Here is a 3,828-nt window from a genome sequence, read left to right on the forward strand (position 1 = left end):
TTGGAGCATCTCGTCTTCTTTAGTTTATGCAAAAACTATTGTTATAATACTTCTACACTTATTATAACATCAACTATTGTACATGTCATGCAGATTTATCCGCGATAGTTGATAAAAAAGACATTATTATTAAAACGAAATCAATTTTGTTCCTGTTTCAAAATACTTTGCAGGAGCATAACTTGTCCCATTTCGATCTTGAAATTCATTTCCAACATATATTGATACTATCATTGCGATTACTCCAATAAAAATCACTCGTCTCACACGCTGCTTTTTCTTTTTATCCACTCAAAATTCCCCTTTCTATGAAAAAAGGCACACCCCATTAAGGGGTGTGCCTTTGGTTTATCCATTCAGCTACTAGTTCAAGAAGGATTATATACTTTTGTCGATTCAAGTCATTATACAATACTATTTATCTAATTTCTATTCTTCATATAGTACCAATTTGATAAATCAGTAATAATATTTTCCTTTCCAACCCAATTCCAACCTGGTGTTTGCACAGGGAATGGAAGATCCGCAAGCACCCTTCTCTTTTTAAAATCATCGTACGCAACACCTTTAATTTCCACTTCATCTGTCAGGCACAAACTCATTTCATTCACACCTGCTGGGTTTGTTTCAACATTGAACGAATATTTTCCATCTTTTGTTTTTAATGGCGCATACCATTTTCGTTGGCCATCAATAATTTTTTCCTTACCATCCCAATATAAAGACTTAGTTGGTCTTTTACTATCAAAGACATGTCCTGTTACTTCAGACAAATACATATTTTTAGGTAGGAATTTAGATGTTAAGCCATTATTAGAAACACTCTCTAAATCATAAGCTGTTTTTAGTCCTTCATCTGCAAATGGATACTGTGCCGTTGCTTTTGTAAATACACCTGGATAATTGGTATTCCAATCATTTTTGTATTTCCCATTAACTTCATAAGAAAAACCATACCCCGCATGGAGCTTAGATGGTTCTAAATTATCAATACTTCCACTTAATGTTTCATAGAACATTTCTCCCACTGTGTCCTCTTTTGACACACGTTCACTTACTGTTTCTACCACACCTTTTACACTCGTTACTCCGCACATTCCTTTTTCATGAGATGGTGAATAGATAGCTGTTTTAATAGGATTATTTTTGTATGTGGTTTCTTCTATATCTAATCGGTTACCAGCAGGGTTAATTTCTGCCTGAATTGTTCCTTTCCCCTTATGTTGCCAGCCAAGGTTCAAGGTTTTCTTTTCTCCCTCAGTTAACCTTACCTTTTGTGTTGCTACTTGTTGTCCGTTATGCTTGAGCACGACTACCGTTTCAGGATTTGCATACTTCGCTTCTAGCGCATCTAACTTTTTAATTTTATTTTTCTCTTTTTCTAACTTCTGCCTTGCTGTATCTAACCTACTTGCTGCACTATCCAATCTATTTTCTTCCCAAGAGCAGTCTCTATCGTAATAGTGATGGTTTCCTTCTGCATCTACCTCATGAATTGGATTACGACGGCAATAACTAAGACTAGATTGCGCACTATCTCTATCGGATTCAGAACTATTTACCGCTTGCTCGGACTTATTAATATTGTTATTTACCTTTGCTCTATATTGGTCACGTTCGGGTTTAAAATTATCACGTGATACATCTATTCTTGTTTTTATATTCTTTCCTTCTCTTGCTGTTTCTCCTTCAATTCGGTCAGCAGAGAAATCGATTTTATATTTAAAATCATCTTCATCACCTGGATCTGGATTAGGGGTTACTTCTGTACCACAGTTACCATTTATGGTGAAATCAACAGTTTTCTCATTTGATTCCCTTTGAACAGCATCAATGGCTTTAATTTTCGCAGTATATCGGCCACACATTTGTGGCTGCCACTTTAGTTCTTCTGACTTAAATTGCCCTGCATCACCTTCATTTGGTTTTTGATTATCTTTTTGCGGAGTTGAACGCAGATAATTTTCTTGATGATACACGGTTTCGCCATCTTTTGTAATATCTAACATCCATTTAACTCGGTTCCGTTCTCCGGCAGCTTTTTGATAAGGGTTTATTGTTGTTCCATTAGGATCTCGGTCATTGTATCCTTTATTTTTACTTACATATTCAAAACCGTTAAATGTAAATTTTACGGGTATATCTTTTTTCCCACTCGTAGCTTTAAAATCTTTTATTTGAGGTTTACTTGTGCGTACATACCACAAGCTATACCTATTCACGTCATTTACACCACCAGCCCCTGCATATCCGCCAGAAAGATAAGCAATGTCTCTAATCCAATAGAACTCTCCATAAGATTTATCTGAAAACCCATTTTTAATCCTATGTGGAATTAAGTTTCTTAAAACGAATTCAGGGTTACCCCAATATTTACTTGCAATTATATCGTTTGTAATTCTCTCTATTTCGGTTACCATTCTATCTCCCACTACAACTGAAGGGTTAATGTAGCCTTCATTTGATATACGCACATAAGGTTCTGAATGGTCTTCATTTTGGATAAGGTTTTCCCTTGAATTCCCCCAATTAAAAGAACCATTATAAACAGCAGGAAAATGTAAATCCGCTTTATAATCGAACTCTTTTGTTTTATAACCACTTCCTGGTCTAAGTAGCTTCCCATTCAATTGTAATTCAGGTGATTTTAAAGACGTGTCTTCATTCCCATTATAAAATGGAATATCCCCATTATTTGCACTTGCTACTGATGGCCATACCAACATCACTGAAACACACGTTAATAGTATATTTTTTCGCAGTCTCATAACCTCACTCCTTTTAACATAAAAAAAGGACACACCCGTACCTTGGTAGGTACGTAAGGTGTGTCCTTTACGTAAATAAATTGTATATTAGTTAATTATTATATTACATCTTTAAATGTATCAAATGTAGCTTTAAAATGCAATAATATTATACACGCACTTGAATGTACATCATATGATCAGCTGTAGAGTGCCCTACACGAACTTTATAATTTCCTTTTTCATAGTTATTAATTTCTTGAGCATCTACAGTTTCCTGAATTTCTTTATCTAGAACTAAATCTGAATTTAACATAGTAGTCCACTTTTTAGCTAACTCAATAGTTGCTTCGTTATTATCTAGGAAAATAATTTTAAAATCATTTTCACTTACCGCATCAATATAAACTTGTGCACCAATTGTACCTGCTGGTAAGTACATATTTTTATCAACCAGTCTAATTGTTCCATTTATATCTGCATACTTAAGGTTAGTACCATATTTACTATTCACACTCTTAATAAGATTTTGCGCTTCTGTAGAAATGGATTTTTGAGCAATCGGGTTTTTCATAGCGTTTGGATTATACGTAACTTCCTCTGTAACTAAACCTTTATCTATACTTGATGGTAAATTTGTATCTGGTTTTTCTTCTGGTTTTGTTTCAGGTTTTGGGTCTGGCTTCACTTCTGGTTTTTCTTCTGGTTTCGTTTCAGGTTTTGGATCTGGCTTCACTTCTGGTTTTTCTTCTGGTTTTGTTTCAGGTTTTGGGTCTGGCTTCACTTCTGGTTTTTCTTCTAGTTTCGTTTCAGGTTTTGGATCTGGCTTCACTTCTGGCTTTTCTTCTGGTTTTGTTTCAGGTTTTGGGTCTGGCTTCACTTCTGGTTTTTCTTCTGGTTTCGTTTCAGGTTTTGGATCTGGCTTCACTTCTGGCTTTTCTTCTGGTTTTGTTTCAGATTTTGGATCTGGCTTCACTTCTGGTTTAGTCTCTTTTTCTACTGCATTAATAGAGTTATATAAGAACTGGCTATATTGTTCACGAGTTACATGTGCATATGGTGAATACATTTTACCTCCTGT

2 protein-coding genes and 1 pseudogene are annotated in these 3,828 nt (G+C 35.1%); all 3 read right to left on the bottom strand.

Going from position 1 to position 3,828, the window contains the following annotated elements; translation table 11 throughout:
- Positions 1-129 precede the first annotated feature (129 nt).
- Positions 130-291: a hypothetical protein gene (locus FOT98_RS32620; RefSeq protein ID WP_000358423.1), complete on the bottom strand. Its 162-nt coding sequence runs from the start codon at positions 289-291 to the stop codon at positions 130-132.
- A 131-nt stretch (positions 292-422) separates the two neighbouring features.
- Positions 423-2,768, bottom strand: a complete 2,346-nt coding sequence (locus FOT98_RS29605; RefSeq protein ID WP_048519919.1) for a hypothetical protein — start codon at positions 2,766-2,768, stop codon at positions 423-425.
- A gap of 148 nt (positions 2,769-2,916) precedes the next feature.
- Positions 2,917-3,828 (bottom strand): annotated as a pseudogene (locus FOT98_RS29610) (S-layer homology domain-containing protein); the annotation flags it as partial.

It is taken from the genome of Bacillus sp. HY001, from assembly GCF_007558965.1.
GTDB lineage: Bacteria > Bacillota > Bacilli > Bacillales > Bacillaceae_G > Bacillus_A > Bacillus_A mobilis.

Coding starts and splice junctions, on each gene's coding strand:
- FOT98_RS29605 (WP_048519919.1), bottom strand. CDS start 2,768: ATGAGACTGCGAAAAAATATACTATTAACGTGTGTTTCAGTGATGTTG.